At 57.1% G+C, this 15,821-nt stretch carries 12 protein-coding genes and 1 riboswitch; of the genes, 10 read left to right on the top strand and 2 right to left on the bottom strand.

Annotated features, from left to right (window positions below; all coding sequences use genetic code 11):
• From ABJZ52_RS22955 to ABJZ52_RS22935, 5 genes are all read left to right on the top strand, one after another.
• Positions 1–1,572, top strand: a complete 1,572-nt coding sequence (locus ABJZ52_RS22955) for a GMC family oxidoreductase (protein ID WP_348186497.1) — start codon at positions 1–3, stop codon at positions 1,570–1,572.
• A gap of 90 nt (positions 1,573–1,662) precedes the next feature.
• Positions 1,663–2,916 carry a PQQ-dependent sugar dehydrogenase gene (locus ABJZ52_RS22950; protein ID WP_348186495.1) on the top strand — a complete coding sequence of 418 codons (1,254 nt, stop codon included), beginning with the start codon at positions 1,663–1,665 and terminating at the stop codon, positions 2,914–2,916.
• A complete protein-coding gene (locus tag ABJZ52_RS22945) occupies positions 2,916–3,515 on the top strand; it encodes a c-type cytochrome (protein ID WP_348186493.1) in 600 nt (199 codons plus the stop codon). The genes ABJZ52_RS22950 and ABJZ52_RS22945 overlap by 1 nt, the downstream gene beginning before the upstream one ends.
• Before the next feature lie 264 nt (positions 3,516–3,779).
• On the top strand, positions 3,780–6,098 hold the full coding sequence (locus ABJZ52_RS22940; protein ID WP_348186491.1) for a xanthine dehydrogenase family protein molybdopterin-binding subunit: 2,319 nt from the start codon (positions 3,780–3,782) through the stop codon (positions 6,096–6,098).
• A gap of 163 nt (positions 6,099–6,261) precedes the next feature.
• Positions 6,262–8,337 (top strand): EAL domain-containing protein, encoded by a 2,076-nt coding sequence (locus ABJZ52_RS22935; protein ID WP_348186489.1) that lies wholly within the window; start codon positions 6,262–6,264, stop codon positions 8,335–8,337.
• Positions 8,338–8,349: 12 nt separating this feature from the next.
• Here the strand turns inward: ABJZ52_RS22935 and sbmA are convergent, their stop codons facing one another.
• Positions 8,350–9,363, bottom strand: coding sequence for a peptide antibiotic transporter SbmA (gene sbmA, locus ABJZ52_RS22930; protein WP_348186487.1), 1,014 nt, complete (start codon positions 9,361–9,363; stop codon positions 8,350–8,352).
• 399 nt (positions 9,364–9,762) lie between these two features.
• Between sbmA and ABJZ52_RS22925 the strand changes: the two genes are divergently transcribed.
• Positions 9,763–10,764 carry a DMT family transporter gene (locus ABJZ52_RS22925; protein WP_348186485.1) on the top strand — a complete coding sequence of 334 codons (1,002 nt, stop codon included), beginning with the start codon at positions 9,763–9,765 and terminating at the stop codon, positions 10,762–10,764.
• 25 nt (positions 10,765–10,789) lie between these two features.
• Here the strand turns inward: ABJZ52_RS22925 and ABJZ52_RS22920 are convergent, their stop codons facing one another.
• Positions 10,790–11,026 (bottom strand): Lrp/AsnC ligand binding domain-containing protein, encoded by a 237-nt coding sequence (locus ABJZ52_RS22920; protein WP_153768368.1) that lies wholly within the window; start codon positions 11,024–11,026, stop codon positions 10,790–10,792.
• Positions 11,027–11,152: 126 nt separating this feature from the next.
• Positions 11,153–11,262, top strand: a riboswitch (TPP riboswitch).
• Between the two features lie 71 nt (positions 11,263–11,333).
• Here ABJZ52_RS22920 and ABJZ52_RS22915 point away from each other — a divergent pair.
• The 4 genes from ABJZ52_RS22915 (at position 11,334) to ABJZ52_RS22900 (ending at position 15,793) form a co-directional block, all read left to right on the top strand.
• Positions 11,334–12,119 (top strand): hydroxyethylthiazole kinase, encoded by a 786-nt coding sequence (locus ABJZ52_RS22915; RefSeq protein WP_348186483.1) that lies wholly within the window; start codon positions 11,334–11,336, stop codon positions 12,117–12,119.
• On the top strand, positions 12,116–12,919 hold the full coding sequence (thiD, locus tag ABJZ52_RS22910; RefSeq protein WP_348186481.1) for a bifunctional hydroxymethylpyrimidine kinase/phosphomethylpyrimidine kinase: 804 nt from the start codon (positions 12,116–12,118) through the stop codon (positions 12,917–12,919). Before ABJZ52_RS22915 ends, thiD begins: the two co-directional genes overlap by 4 nt.
• 1 nt (position 12,920) lies before the next feature.
• Positions 12,921–14,030, top strand: a complete 1,110-nt coding sequence (locus tag ABJZ52_RS22905) for a TRAP transporter substrate-binding protein (RefSeq protein ID WP_348186479.1) — start codon at positions 12,921–12,923, stop codon at positions 14,028–14,030.
• 482 nt (positions 14,031–14,512) lie between these two features.
• On the top strand, positions 14,513–15,793 hold the full coding sequence (locus ABJZ52_RS22900) for an OmpP1/FadL family transporter (protein ID WP_348186477.1): 1,281 nt from the start codon (positions 14,513–14,515) through the stop codon (positions 15,791–15,793).
• The last annotated feature ends 28 nt before the right edge of the window (positions 15,794–15,821 follow it).

Below are 15,821 nucleotides of genomic sequence, written 5' to 3'. Positions count from 1 at the left end.
ATGGCAGCACCATTTGACCTGAATGATGACACGGTAGTGGTTGTCATCGGCACCGGCGCCGGTGGCGGCGTCTTGTCCAATGAACTGGCCCAAAAGGGCGTGAGCGTGGTGGCTCTGGAGGCTGGCGGGCGTTACCTGCCGGAAGACTATATCAACGATGAGTGGGAAAGCTTCGGTCAGCTAGCCTGGCTGGACAAGCGGACAACGTCCGGCGATTGGCGTGTTGCGAAAGATTTTTCCGGTTTGCCAGCCTGGATCGTCAAGGCCGTTGGCGGCACGACAACCCATTGGGCGGGGGCATCGCTTCGTTTTCAGGCGCATGAATTCAAGACAAAGACGACCTATGGCGATGTTCAAGGCGCAAATCTGCTCGATTGGCCCATCGACCTCACAGAGATGGAGCCCTGGTACGAAAAGGCCGAAACAAAGCTGGGCGTCACCCGCACGGGCGACCGGGCAGGCTTGCCTGGCAATAGCAACTACAAGGTCTTCGAAGCTGGAGCCAAAGCTCTCGGGTACGAGCAGGTTCACACCGGTCGTATGGCAATCAACAGCGGCGATTACGACGACCGTTTGGCCTGTCAGCAGACCGGGTTCTGTTTTCAAGGGTGTAAATGGGGGGCGAAATGGTCGGCCGCCTATACGGACATTCCTCGCGGTGAGGAGACAGGACACCTTGAGGTGCGCGACCATGCTCATGTCCTGAAGATCGAGCATAATGCTGCGGGTAAGGTCACTGGCGTTTTGTATGCCGACAAAGACGGCAATCAGCATCTGCAGAAGGCTCGTGTCGTTTGCGTGGCAGGCAATTCAATTGAAAGCCCACGGCTGCTCCTGAACTCTGCATCCGCCATGTTCCCTGATGGACTTGCAAACTCGTCCGGGCAGGTGGGACGCAACTACATGCGGCACATGACCGGTTCGGTCTATGCGGTCTTTGACAAGCCGGTGCGCATGTGGCGTGGCACAACCATGGCCGGCATCGTCCAGGATGAAGCCAAATACGATCCTTCGCGCGGGTTTGTCGGAGGTTACGAGTTGGAAACCCTGGCGCTGGGCTTGCCGTTCATGGCTGCCTTCCTGGATCCCGGAGGATGGGGACGCGAGTTCACGACGGCGCTTGATTCCTACGAAAACATGGCGGGTCTCTGGATTGTCGGCGAGGACATGCCGCAAGAGACAAACCGCATTACGTTGAACCATGACGCCAAGGATCAGTATGGGCTGGCGGCGCCCAACGTCCATTTCGATGATCACCCCAACGATATCGCCATGCGCAAACACGCCTATGAGCGCGGCATGGCCCTTTATGACGCGGTTGGAGCAACGCGGACATTCCCGACGCCGCCTTATCCATCGACGCATAACCTGGGTACCAACCGGATGTCGGAAAAGGCTCGTGACGGCGTGGTCAATCGGTGGGGGCAGACCCATGACGTCGCGAACCTTTTCGTTTCCGACGGCAGCCAGTTCACGACCGGGGCGGCCGAGAACCCGACCTTGACCATTGTGGCATTGGCGATCCGGCAGGCGGACCGGATCGCATCGGAATTGAGCAAAGGCAATCTCTAGCAGCCGGCTGCATTGCGTTTGCTTCAATAGGGGTGGTCTCTCGTGAGGCCGCCCCAAACGCACGTCTGAAGACGTAAATGGGAGGAAATTATGAAGAGAAGCATAGTCATAGCGGCGAGCCTCATGACTGGGGTATCCGTGGCCAGTGCTCAGGCACCGGTGCCTGACAATCTGGAAAAACTGTCCAACTTTCAGCCCACGGGCGTCACCGAGTTCACCTACATCGAGCAGAAGGGCGAGTATGCCGACGGCATCAAGAAGACCCTTGAGCGGATATCCTTGCCGGACGGGTTCAAGATCGGGCTTTATGCGATCGTTCCTGACGCCCGGCACATGGCCGTTGGCCCGCAAGGCATTGTCACTTTCGTCGGCACCCGCAAGGACAAGGTCTGGGCGGTAACGGACCGGAACAAGGACCGGGTGGCCGATGAAGTGAAGGACTTCGCACCTTCGCTCAAATTCGCGATCCCGAATGGTCCCTGTTTCTCCAAGGACGGATTTCTCTACATTGCTGAGCAGAACCGGCTTCTGGTCTATCCGGCCGCCGAGTTTTTCTATGAAAGTCCTGACGTGGCTGCCTTCAATGTGATCAAGCAGGGGGATCTGATTCCGCAGTCGGAGGAGAGCTACAATCACACGGCCCGCGTCTGCAAGATCGGACCGGATGGCAAGATCTATATCTCGCTCGGCCAACCCTTCAACGTCCCGCCGCCTGAAAAGCTGGACCTCTACAACGAGACCGGCATTGGAGGGATGATCCGGCTGAACACCGATGGAACCAACCGAGAAGTCTATACCTACGGTATCCGGAACTCGGTCGGGCATGACTTCCATCCGGAGACCGGAGAACTCTGGTTCACCGACAATCAGGTGGATGGCATGGGAGATGACATTCCTCCAGGCGAGATCAACCGCCAGACCGCGATGGGCCAACACTTTGGTTTCCCCTGGTATGGCGGCGGCGACACCCGCACCAACGAATACAAGGATGAAGAAGTGCCGGTGGAGGTCGTCATGCCCGCTGCCGACCAGGTTGCTCACGCTGCCGATCTTGGGATGAGCTTCTACAGCGGCAAAATGTTCCCGGCGAAATACAAGAACGCCATCTTCTCCGCCCAGCATGGATCCTGGAACCGGACCACGCCGGTCGGGGCACGCGTGATGGTTACCTTCGTTGATGATGAGGGCAATGCCACCACAGAAAGCTTCGCCGAGGGATGGATCGACGAAAATGATGAGTATCTTGGCCGCCCGGTGGATGTCGCGCAGTTGCGTGACGGATCCATTTTGGTGTCCGATGACCTTGCCGGCGCGATCTACCGCATCTGGTATGAGGGCAACTGATGCTTTTTCGACGTGCATGTGTTCTGGGCGGGGTCTTCCTCGCCCAGGCGTTCGCAAGTCACGCGTTGGCTAACGAGGAAATTATCGGTGACCCGGCTGCCGGACGAAAGGCAGCCGGCATGTGCCGAACCTGCCATGGTGTGGACGGCTACGCCCGGATACCGATAGCACCTCACATTGGCGGCGAACGAGCGCCCTACCTCATTCATCAGCTGAAGGCGTTTCGCGATGGAACCCGCACTCATGAAATGATGAGTGTCGTGGCCAAATCCCTGACGGATCAACAGATTGCGGATTTGGCAGCATGGTACGCCAGTCAGATAGCGCTTGCGTCACTGCCACAAGGCGTCTCCGAAGACGCAGCGCCGGAAGCTTGCGTTGCCTGTCACGGTGCGCTGGGCCTGTCAGAGCTCGAAGATGCCCCAAATCTTGCGGGTGAAACGGTGATGTATATCGATACGCAGCTGAAGGCCTTCAGAACCGGAAAGCGTAGTCATGAAATCATGTCGGCAGTCGCAGCCGATCTGAGCAACGAGGACATTCGCAACCTGGCTGAATGGTATGCAGAGATTGACCTGAAGATTGAACCCGCAAAATAGCGAGAACTCATAACATGGGGGGCGTCGTTCAGCCTGTGACATCTGGCTGTTCACAGCTCCCGTAGGACCGTTTTTTAATGCCTCGCCTTGGGGCGATGTCCAATGAGTCGATCCTGCAATCTTTCCAGGAAAGTCAAAAATCTTCTGAGACACTGGCGGTTAGCTGTCTCCGTCACTATTCTTGATGGACATCGAAACGACGCCGTTCCGCCTTGCTTCGCGCAAAGCGTTGCCCTCCAATCAGAGTAGCAGGATGCCATCATCATGGACCAGATGATTCCGGCCAAATTCGGTATTGGCGCGCCTGTGCGCCGTAAGGAAGATGCCAAGCTGATTACCGGTCAGGGTATCTATACGGATGACTATGCGCCGACCGGGGCACTTCACGCGCACGTCCTGCGGTCTGCCATGGCCCATGCGAAAATCTCGTTGAGTGGCGTGGAAGAGGCGCGCGCGTTTCCTGGCGTCGCAATGGTCCTGACAGCAGAGGACATATCCGACCTGAAACCAATGCCGACCAAGGCGGTGATGAAACAGGTCGACGGTACGTCCCATGCCTGCCCGCCACAGCCTGTGCTGTGTTGCGACACGGTTCGCTATGTCGGCGATGCGATCGCATTCATTGTTGCTGACGATGTGAATACCGCGAAATCGGCAGCCGAACTGATCGAGGTGGATTACCAGCCACTTGAAGTCACGGTCGGAATTGAAGCTTCACTTCAGGACGATGCGCCGCTGGTCTGGCCGGAATACGGATCGAACAAGGCGTTTGTTCTGTGCCATGGCGATGAAGACAAATGTGCTGCGGCATTCGAAACGGCTGACCGCGTGGTGTCCATCAAGCTGATCAACAATCGCCTGGTTGCCAATTACATGGAGCCGCGCGGGTGTGTTGCAGAATTTGATCCAGAGCAGGAACGTTACACCCTGACGGCCGGCACCCAGGGCGGTCACGGCATGCGCAGCGTGATCTGCAATGACATCCTCGGAATTGATGAGGACAAGCTGCGTATCGTCACTCCTGAAGTTGGTGGCGGCTTTGGCACAAAGATGTTCACGTACCGGGAGTATCCGCTCTGCCTGACGGCTGCGCAGCGCCTTGGAAAACCCGTCAAGTGGATGGGCGAGCGGATGGATCATTTCGTCACGGATGCCCACGGCCGTGACAACGTGACGAACGCCGAGTTGGCGCTCGACAAAGATGCGAAAATTGTTGGTCTTAAGATCGATGTTCTGGCCTCAATGGGCGCTTATCTTCACCAGTATGCGCCTTTCATTCCTTTTGTCGGCACATCCATGTCGACCGGCCTTTACGACGTGCCAGCGCTTTGGGTGACGGCAACCGGTGTCTATGAGAACACTGTGCCGACAGACGCCTATCGCGGGGCTGGGCGGCCAGAAGCGGCCTATCTGATCGAGCGACTGATCGAAAAAGCGGGCGTTGAGACTGGACTCGGGTCGGCGGAAATACGGCGCCGGAATTTTGTCGCAGCAGAGAACCTGCCCTACACCACCCAGACGGGCCGGCTCTATGACACGGGTGACTTTGCCGGTCACATGGACAAGGCCATGAAAGAGGCTGACTGGTCCGGGTTCGAGGCGCGGCAAAAGGCGAGTGCGGAGGACGGCAAGTTCCGCGGCATCGGCATGTGTTCCTATATCGAGGCCTGTGCTTTCCCGGGCGGCGAGGAAGCCACTGTGGAGCTCAACGGCAACGGAACCGTAACGCTTTTGATCGGAACGCAGACCAACGGCCAGGGACACGCCACATCCTATGGTCAGGTCATTGCAGAACAACTTGGACTGGATCTTGAAAAGATCGAAGTCATTCAGGGCGATACGGACCGCGTGCGCAAGGGTGGTGGGACCGGCGGTTCCCGGTCCATTCCGCTTGGCCTTCCTTCCGTGAATGAAGCATCCAAAGCACTGGTGAAGAAGATCAAGGACCGGGCGGCGGAGCAACTCGAGGTGGGGCTCGAGGACCTGGAGCTTGTTGGCGGTGATGTTCGGGTTGTCGGAACGGACCGACAGGTCAGTTTGGCCGAGGTTGCCGCCAATGCGCCCCAAAAACTGTTTGGCCAGAAAGAAGTCAAACAGGTCGAAGCGACCTATCCCAACGGTACCCATATTGCCGAAGTTGAAATTGATCCGGAAACCGGCAACGTTTCGGTCGAAAACTATGTGATTGTCGATGACTTCGGCGTCACCGTGAATCCGATCCTCCTGGAAGGACAGGTTCAGGGTGGAACGGCGCAGGCGATCAGCCAGGCCTTGTGCGAACGCACGGTGTACGACGAGGAAGGTCAGCTGCTGACTGCATCACTTCTGGACTATCAGTTGATCCGGGCCGAAGACCTGCCAGACTTCAACTTCCAGACCCGCAACATCCCCTCGACCACCAATGCGATGGGCATCAAGGGAGCGGGGGAGGCAGGCACCATCGGCGGCTGCGCGTCCATCATGAACGCCGTCCAGAAGGCGCTGCGCGACGGCGCCGGTGTGGATCACGTCGACATGCCGGCGACCCCATCTCGGGTATGGGAAGCGATCCAAGCGCAGAGGTCCCAGGCTTTTACCAAGTGATATGTTCGGTCGAGATTGCTCTAGCGCGTGCGTATATACGTAATTATCCATAGTCTGGATACGAAGTTTTAGGAAGCTGAGTATACCGTTGCGTGTAGTGAGGTGCCGGCGATCAAGGGAGGGACGTCGGTAATTTCTCTCATTTCGACAGGACGCTCTCCAAATGTTCTTGGTACTTTCCTGCATCGCTGTTGCGCATGAAGCTCGCTTTACGTTGCTTGCCGCGCTTGTTTGCATTCTGGGTGCATTTCTCACCGTCAATCTCTATTCGCGGCTCAGGTCAAGCCAGGGAAGCAAGCGCTACCTATGGCTGTTTCTCGTCGCGCTTGTCGGTGGTGCAACGATCTGGACGACGCATTTTTCCGCGATGCTGGGCTATATCGTTCCGCTCGGCAGAACCTTTGAACCGACGCTCACCCTCATTTCACTTGGCAGCGCAATCTTGACCAGCGGCTTGGCCTTTCTGTTGGCCTCCCAGGGCAAGTCGATCTTTTTTCCGCTGGCCGGAGGGGGCGTGTTCGGAATGGGCATTGCCGTGATGCACTACCTTGGGATGGAAGCCTATTGGGTCACAGGCATTATCAAGTGGGACACATCCTTTGTCGTCTGGTCTGTGGTGCTTGGGGCAGGGTTGGGGGCCGCTGCCCTCGTTCTCGCGCATACCGGCAAGGGAATATCCGGTATTGCCCAGGCTGCGTCGGTCATGATCCTGGCGATCGTGCTGATGCATTTCACCGGGATGACGGCTATCACGGTTGTGCCGCTTTCCGGGGTATCGATCCCGGCGCAGGCATTGTCGGATGACGTCATGCTGGCCGCGGTCGTTGGCGTGACGTTGGTGATCATCGCCACGGTGGCCAGTGCTTTTGTGATCGACACGCGGAATATGGCCGAGGCGACGGCGACCTATCAGCACCTGGCGATGCATGATCCGCTGACCCAATTGCCGAACCGCACCTATCTCCGGCACCAGTTGGAAGAGCAACTCTTGAATGCTCAGGACAGTAGCATGTTGGCGGTCCTGGCAATCGATCTCGATCGCTTCAAGGATGTGAATGACCTTCACGGGCATGGTGCCGGTGACGCGTTTCTGGCCTATCTGGGCAGGAGACTGAAGTTGCAGCTTGGGGAGGGGGAATTTTTGGCACGGATCGGCGGCGATGAATTTGTCGCCTACAAGTCAGGTGTAACCGATGAAACGGAAATCCTACCCTTTGCAAACAGGTTGCGCAGCGAGATCGCTCACCCGTTCGATTGGCAAAACCAGTTGGTAAAGATCGGCGGCAGTGTTGGTATCTCCTGTGCTCCCCGTGACGGTCTGTCTGCCGATGAGTTGCTGACGAGGGCCGATTTGGCTGCCTATAGCGCGAAGACCGATGGCGGCGACAGACTGGCTTTCTATTGCAAGGGAATGGAAGAACGAAGCCGCTCGCGTGCCTCAATCGCGCTTGATCTCAAGTCGGCTATCCAGAACGGCGAGCTTGAGCTTTATTACCAGCCGCAGAACGACACCCGGACCCGTGGCCTGAATGGCTTCGAGGCTCTGGTGCGCTGGAACCATCCCGAGCGCGGACTGTTGTCGCCGAACGAATTTATTCCCATTGCCGAAGAAACAGGCCTGATCCTCGACATCGGGGCCTGGGTTCTGGAAGAGGCCTGCTCTGCGGCGGCCGCCTGGCCTGAGCAATATTCTGTCGCCGTCAACGTTTCGGCACTTCAGATCGCGCAGACAACACTCTCGCAGCAGGTTGCGGCTGTCCTGGCGCGAACCAACCTGGCGCCGGCCCGACTCGAGATAGAACTGACGGAGAGTGGACTGATCGCCGATCAGGCTCATGCGCTCGAGGTCGTTCTCGACCTCAAGAAGCTCGGCGTCAGTGTGGCAATGGATGACTTCGGCACAGGTTATTCATCATTGTCGACCCTGCAGAATTTCCCGTTTGACAAGATCAAGATCGATCGCGAGTTCATCATGAGTTTGACCGCGAACAAACAGTCCGCCGCTATCGTCAAATCGACAATACTGCTTGGAACCAGCCTGCAAATCCCGGTCCTGGCCGAAGGTGTTGAAACGGAGGATCAATTGTCCTTCCTGCTCCAGGAGGGCTGTCAGTCCGTGCAGGGCTATCTTTTTGGAAAGCCGCTGCGTCTCGAAGAGTGTATTGCGCTTATTAATGCCGCGAGCCGCGAGGAAAAAACCGATCTTTCCGACGCGGATCTGGCGGTGACGCCTGCATAGACCTGGACAGTGCTAGTCTGCGGTCATTTCAACTGGCTGGCCGCCGTTCTTCTCGAATTCCCAGATGTGGCTTTCGAACGCACGCAAACGTTTGTAGACCGATATCAGCTCAACAATGGTGGTCCAGGCGTTGACGAGATACTGGAACGAGCTTTCCACGCGGCCAAAGGCGCGAACAATCTGCTGCATTACGCCAAGCGTGATGGCGCCGCTGATGATCGTGGGACCGAGTGCGATATAGGGGACGAGAACAGTCGCCTGCAGGTAAGACCAGCGCGCAACATCGAAATAGAGATAGTGGAAGTAGAGGCGAAAGTAGTTCTTCCGCACATTGCCGAACAGTTCGGCGACCGAGGGTGGATCCGCACGTTCCTCATTGTCCTCGCCATAGACGAGTTCCTTGCGATAGGCCGCTTCGACCTTCTGGTTCTGGAATTCGAGGCCGGGCAGTTTGAAACCGACTGCCGCCAGCAGCACTGTTCCCGAAGCCGCCGACAGAATGGCAACGTAAACCAGCGAGTGCGAAACAGCTCCGATCCAGGGCAACTCGGTGACATTTTCCGACAAGGTCCAGAGCAATGGCAAAAACGCGATCAGGGTCATGATCGAACGCATGAAGGAAACGCCGAGCCCCTCCATGATGCGCGCAAAGCGCATGGTGTCTTCTTGAACGCGTTGGGAGGCGCCCTCTATGTGCCGCACCACCTGCCAGTGGCCCATGTAGTAGTTGTTCATCGCCGTTCGCCAACGGAAAATGAAGTGCTTGATGAAGAAATCCAGGATCACCGCAATGATGATGTAGATCCCTGCGATGCGGAAGAAAGTCATCATTTCCGCCATATATTCGGGAAATGTGATGCTGCCCGGTTCGCTGAGGGATTTCTGGACAATATCGTAGAAGCTGCCGAACCATTCATTGATTTGAACGTCGAGCTGCACCTTGTACCAGGTCACTCCGAGGATCAGCACAGAGCCGATGTATGCCCACAAGAACCACTTTGGATTCTGGAAGAAGGAACGAAACATGCGGGCTCATCCTTTCGATTCGTCATTTGCACTTGCAAAGCCTGCGTAAATATAGGCGCAAGGACCATGGCCCCAAGTCGGCAAAACTTCACTTTTTCGCGGAAAGCTGTGTAGAACCGGGAAGATTTCAAAGTTCGGTGATGATCACGGCGCACATTGCACCGCGCGCAGGCCTTGGCTATCCTGATTGTGATCTGGTGTGCAGACAACTGCTTGCCGATTTCCCTCCGGATTTTCCCTGGTGGTTTGCTGCGGCAGTCTGCCCAGAATTCAGGTTCCATCCTCGCTGACTGCTCATTGCCAGCTCGGCCATCAGATTTGAAAGACAGAGTGGCTCTACGGGCCCGACGCCCCGCTCTGCCTCATTGATCTCGCGTCGGACCCTTTTGGATGTGACTTATGGCGCTCTCCAGCGCAGCCTCGAAGTCTTCGGACGCTCCTGCATCGGCGGGTCTTACACGTGTTGCCCCTCTCCTTGGAATCTCACTGAAGTTGGCATCCACCCTGGTCTTTTCGATCATGGTGGTGGCGCTCAAGGTCGCCTCTGAGACCATCCCGATCGGCGAGATTGTATTTGCACGCAATTTCTTCGGAATGTGGCCTGTTCTGATCATGGTCGCGTTCAGAGGCGAGCTTGTCATTGCCTTTCGAACAAGCCGACCGCTCAGTCACATGGGGCGCTCTGCCGTTGGCATTGCGGCCATGATCTTTGCCTTCACGTCGTTTTCCCTGTTGCCGCTGCCGGATGCCACGGCGATCGGCTTTGCGACGCCGCTCATCGTGGTTGTTCTTGCGTGGGCTGTGTTAGGCGAACAGGTCCGTGTCTATCGCTGGTCAGCTGTCGGGGTCGGCTTGCTCGGCATCTTGATCATTCTGTCTCCGCACCTGGGCGAAGGGGAGTTCGGCGACAGTCAGACAATCGGCGCAATGTGTGGGGCCATGGCTGCGCTCTTCGCAGCTACGGCAATGATTTTCGTTCGCAAGCTTTGCGAAAGCGAGCGCACTTCTACAATTGTGACCTGGTTCTCGGGATCGGCAACCGTATTGTCGCTGGCAACCATCCCGCTCGGATGGCTTATTCCGTCTCAGGCTTGGGTGATGCCGGACCTTGAGACCTTCGGACTGCTGCTGGTCGTCGGCTTGTCGGGAGGTGTCGGGCAGATCCTGCTGACCCAGAGCTATCGCTTTGCAGACGCGTCAACCATTGCCCCTTTCGACTATGCAAACATGATCTGGGCGGTCGCGTTGGGCTATTTCCTTTTTGCGGAAGTTCCCGTGCCGGAGGTGCTGGCGGGAGCCGCAATCGTGATCGCTGCCGGTGTGTTCGTCATCTATCGCGAACACAGGCTGGGACTGGACCGGACGAAGAACCGGCGCGCCTCCACGCCGTCAAGGGCGTGATGGTGCGAGAGCGCATGCGGAAAACCTAGAATGCCTTGAAGGTGATGACCGTCTTGGTATCCTGGATCCCGGCTACCGGGTGTACCTTCTCGTTGACGAAGTGGCCGATGTCGGCACCATCTTCGACGTAGAATTTGACGAGAAGGTCGTAGTCGCCGCTCGTGGAGTAGATCTCCGATGCGATCTCTGCATCCGCGATGGCATTGGCCACCTTGTAGGTTTCACCGAGTTTGCATTTGATCATTACGAAGAAGGGCGTCATGACGAGCTCCAGAAAGTGTCCGTTGCCTTCGGCATGACCGATTTGGCCGTGGCAGTCAATTCCGGCTGCATTCCTGATGCTCGGCGCGAGGGCTTGCAATCGATCTGATGACTTGTTAGCTCTCTCACCATCTCATGGGGGTGCCTGGCGTTACGGATCAGGCTGAGAGGCGAGCGGCCAACTCCTTGAACCTGATCCGGCTCATACCGGCGGAGGGATTTGAGATGAGTATGTTCAAGGCTTCGACCCTATCAATTTCGTCTGGACCAATGACCTGTCTTCCTAACGTTTTACGGGGAGGGGTTCGTTGAACGCTGAGACCTCCTCCCTTACGAGTGACCGTATCGCCGAAACCCTAGAAGTTTTGAGGCGTGTAACTCCGCGCATCCACTGCATCACAAATGCGGTCGCGCAATCCTTCACGGCAAATGTCCTGCTGGCGTTGGGCGCCGTCCCGTCGATGACGATTGCTCCAGAGGAAGTTGCCGGTTTTGCGTCGAGCGCGGATGCCCTGTTGATCAATCTGGGAACGCTCGACGAGACAAGGCGGGTTGCAATCCCCAACGCTCTTGGTGCTGCACAGGACGCAAAGCGCCCGATCGTTCTCGATCCGGTGTTTGTCAACCGCTCTGAAATTCGATGTGCTTTCGCACGGGATCTTCTGACCGAGAGGCCGACGCTCTTGCGGGCCAATCGGGAGGAAATGACGGCGTTGTTTCCCTCCCGCGAACCGTTTAAAGCGCTTGGCGACACCGCGACCATCCTTGCGATGACCGGTGCCGAAGACCAGATTGGCGCAAGCGGCCGTACAATCCGACTTGGCAACGGTAATCCGCTTTTGGCTCGGGTGACAGCGACAGGATGTGCTGGCGGTGCCGTCATGGCAGCGTTTCTTGCGGTCGAGCCCGATCCGGTCATAGCCGCTGCAATCGGTGTTTCGGTTTTCAATATTGCTGGCGAGATCGCAGCCGAACGCGCAAGTGGTCCGGGCTCGCTGGTGCCTGCGCTTCTGGACGCGCTCTACATGCTGGATGGGCAAGACGTTTCCAAACGATTGAATATCATCGAACAAAGAGAAGGGGCGCGCGCATGACTGCGATTGCCGTCACGATCGCTGGTTCGGATTCTGGCGGTGGTGCCGGGATCCAGGCCGATCTGAAGAGCTTTTCTGCAAATGGCGTCTATGGCGCGAGTGTCCTGACAGCCCTTACAGCGCAAAATACGCTGGGCGTGACTGACATCCAGGAGATTCCACCCAACTTCATTCGCGCACAGATGGATGCGGTTTTTTCCGATCTTTCCGTCAACGCAACAAAGATCGGCATGTTGTCGCGACCGGAAGTGATCAACACAGTCGTCGATGGCCTTGCCGCACATCAGACCGGTCCAATTGTCCTGGACCCGGTCATGGTGGCGGCCTCAGGTGATCCTCTGCTTGCGGATGAAGCGGTTGAGGTGTTGATGGAGCGGCTGGTGCCAAGCGCGGATCTCATCACGCCGAACCTGCACGAGGCTGCGCGGATGCTTAGATCCGACATTGCTGAAAGTGAAGCTGACATGGCCAATCAGGCTGAACGCCTTCTGGCGGCTGGCGCCAAGGCCGTCCTTGTCAAAGGTGGTCACGGCACGGGGGCGGAAAGCGCGGATCTGCTGATGAGCGAAGACGTCACGCAATGGTTTCGCGCACCGCGAATAGAGACGTCGAATACCCACGGTACTGGCTGCACGCTTTCGTCGGCCATTGCGGCCGGCTTGGCTCGAGGTCTCGGGCTCGTCGAGGCGGTCTCTCAAGCGAAGGCCTATGTCAGCGCAGCGATCTCGTCCGCCGACCAGCTGAACATCGGCGCGGGCCACGGGCCGGTCCATCACTTTCATGCATTCTGGAGATCGTAAAATGAGCGGCAAGTCTCACACCTCAAACCTTTCGCGCAGAACGGCGCTTGGGCTGGCCATCGGGGCCGCAGGTGGTGCATTGGCGTCTCCTGCGCTGGCAGATGAGGGTGGCGCGACCATCGAATGGAAGATGGTAACCTCCTGGCCGAAGAACCTTCCAGGCCCGGGCGTGACTGCTCAGCGGATTTGCGACCGGATCGGTTTGATGTCTGGTGGCCGCATGCGTGTGCGCCTCTATGCTGCGGGCGAGCTGGTGCCAGCCCTTGGGGTTTTTGATGCAGTGTCGTCAGCGACTGCGCATATGGGGCACACAGCCTCTTTCTTCTGGCAGGGAAAGGCGCCCGCTGCTGTCTTCTTTACGGCAATCCCCTTTGGTCTCCTGCCTCAGGAACACATCACCTGGATCGAACAGGGAGGCGGTCAGGCTCTTTGGGATGAGCTTTATGCGCCTTTCAACATCAAGCCGGTTATGGCGGGAAACACCGGGGTCCAGATGGGCGGCTGGTACAAGCGCGACATCAACGGCCTTGCGGATCTGAAGGGTTTGAAGATCCGTATGCCCGGCCTCGGCGGTGAAGTCATGCGCAGGCTCGGCGCGACGCCCGTCAGTCTGCCGCCGGGTGAACTTTATCAGGCCCTGCAGACCGGGGTTCTTGACGCTACCGAATTTCTCGGCCCCTGGAGCGACCGGGCCATGGGTTTCCAGAAAGTGACCAAGTCCTATTATGCGCCGGGTTTCCATGAACCCAACGGAACTGGCGAAGCGCTCTTCAACAAGACAGCTCTTGAGGGCCTTCCGGAAGATCTCAGGGCCATCGTGCTTGAAGCCTGCCGGGCTGAAAACGGCAGGGCACTTGCCGAAAGCGAGTGGGAGAATGCCGCGAGCCTTCAGGCCCTGCAGGAAAACGATGGCGTCGTGATCAAATTCTACCCGGATGAGGTTCTTGATGCTTTGCGGTCGACCTCGGTCGAGGTTCTGGAAGAGTTTGCTGCGAAGGATCCGTTGAGTGGCCGGATTCATGCCAGCTTCGTAGCGACCAAAGCCCGACTGTCGCCCTGGAGTGAAGTTGCTGTTCGCCGGTTTCTCACAGCGCGCGATGGTGACGCCTGATCCTCTACTTGTTGCCGCCGGAAAATCTCCGGCGGCTGTCAGCGCATTTCCAGCTGATTTTACCACTCCTGACGGTGGCTCTCCAAGCGAAGACGCTGCTTTTCGGACAAAGAGCTCCTTTCATTTCTGAGTCTCGAGTGTTTCCGGCCCGAGAAATACCCAGCAGGATTGTGGCCTTTCTGCAACTTTTCCGTGGAAAGTGAGGTGGATAAATCGCGGAGAAATACTGCCTATTAATTGGGCAAATGTTATGAGTTGCGTCAACCTAATGGTAAATGCCGACGGTTTCGAGCGTAAGTAGAAATAGGCATTGCCATAAGTGTCCGTAGGCCTCTTCATCAATCCTTCATATTGCATCGCAACATAAAAAGGCATGTCGTTACGTAAACGTAACATGCCTGTTGATCTGAACTCTGAACATCGCAAAACTCGAGACATGTTTGGAAATCCTCCGTGGGAGGGGGAGTTAGGGAGCAACAAAAATGTCGTGGGCAACGAACAAAACAACTCTCTTTGCGTCGACAGCTATCGCTGCGTCGCTGGTCGCCGGTTCTGCATTTGCAGGTGGCTTCGCTCTGCGTGAGCAGAGCTCTTACTATCAGGGCATGTCCTTTGCCGGTAACGGTACGACAGGTCCTTCTATCTCGTCCGTCTTCTGGAACCCGGCGACAATAACCGGCGCGAAGGACGGTCTCACCTTCGAGGCGCATAACAGCTTTATTGTGCCGCAGGCAGATATCGATGGAACGAACACCGTTGCTGGCACGCCTGTCGGAGTGTCCACCGGGGATATCGCTTCAGATGCATGGATCGGGGCGACCTACACAGCCTACAAGCTCAGTGACACAACGTTTATTGGCCTGGGTATCAACGCTCCATATGGGCTGTCGACGAAGCCAAAAGATGGCGATTGGTCCGGCGCTGGCTACAATCGGTCCTCAAAGGTTTTCTCAATCAATGCGAATCCGATCGTCGGCTTCAAGTTGAATGAAATGGTTTCGGTCGCTGTCGGGGCGCAGGTCCAGTACATTGATGTGCGGCTCACCAATTCGGCTGCCGCTCCCAACCTGTCTTCGGGGACAAGTGCGCTGCAGGGCACTAGCATGGGCGTCGGCTTTACGGCAGGTGTGACGTTGAAGCCGCTTGCTGGAACGGAAATCGGTTTGGGCTTCCGGTCATCGGTTGCTCATGACCTCGGCGGTACGGTTTCGCTGCCGGTTGCAAGCGGCGGCCTTCCCGCTGGCACATATGGCATCAAGACCAAGCTCATTACGCCCGAGATGGTCACCCTCTCGGCGAAGCAGCGGATCACCGACAATTTCCGCCTCCTCGGAACCTTTGAATGGACCAACTGGAGCCGGCTGGAAGCGCCCAAGGTTATTCTTGACCTGAACAGCGCACAGCTGACGACACTTCCGTTCAACTATGACGATGGCTATTTCCTGTCTGTTGGCGGTGAATACGATTTCAACGACAAGATCACGCTCCGCGCCGGTGCGGCCTACGAGTGGTCGCCGATTTCGACGGAGATCCGGTCGGCTCGGCTCCCGGACAATGACCGTATCTGGGTCAGCGCAGGTGGATCCTACAACTACAACGACCATCTTTCCCTGGATATCGGTTACACGCATATCTTCGGTACCGACACGGACATCGAAATCGTTCCGGGTCACCAGGACTACTCGGCCACCAAGGGTAGCCTGGTCGGTTCTGTCGATTCCTCTGTAGATATTTTCTCTGCTTCGTTGCGTTATACGTTCTAAGAACTGAGAGACAGTGAAAACCAAAAAG

The sequence above is a fragment of the Roseibium sp. genome, from assembly GCF_039982295.1.
GTDB lineage: Bacteria > Pseudomonadota > Alphaproteobacteria > Rhizobiales > Stappiaceae > Roseibium.
The sequence above is the reverse complement of the archived record's forward strand: the minus strand, read 5'-3'. Positions and strand labels throughout refer to the sequence as shown.